Source organism: Pseudomonas sp. SIMBA_067, assembly GCF_046534675.1.
GTDB classification, from domain to species: domain Bacteria; phylum Pseudomonadota; class Gammaproteobacteria; order Pseudomonadales; family Pseudomonadaceae; genus Aquipseudomonas; species Aquipseudomonas putida.
The window spans coordinates 1-277 of sequence record NZ_JAWRYH010000349.1 but is presented as its reverse complement, the minus strand read 5'-3'; the positions used below and the strand labels follow the sequence as shown (position 1 = coordinate 277).

1 protein-coding gene is annotated in these 277 nt (G+C 53.1%); it reads right to left on the bottom strand.

Annotated elements, in window-relative coordinates; all coding sequences use genetic code 11:
• Positions 1 to 233: DUF6388 family protein (locus tag SB765_RS29400; protein ID WP_410932456.1), on the bottom strand; the 233-nt coding region annotated here is incomplete at its 3' end.
• Between the last annotated feature and the right edge of the window lie 44 nt (positions 234 to 277).

Sequence of the window (277 nt, the reverse complement as noted above, 5' to 3'; positions counted from 1 at the left end):
GCATGCCATTCGCGCAGCTGTCGCAGTGACAGGTTAGCTGCACAGGCGTCGCTCTCCGTTAATTCATCAAGTGCAGACTGAAAGTCGGGATGCGCGGTAAAAAACATCTCGCGCGCCTGGGCATAGTAGGCTTCTGGCGTTTTCATATTCATATTCCTGAAAGTCTGTTGCAGCGCGTCAGTGTAGCGGGTTGTCTTCCGCTTGTCAGGCGTGACAAAAGACGGAGTTTGCATCAGTACAACCTCTGATCTGCCGGTCAAAAACCTGACCGTGGAGC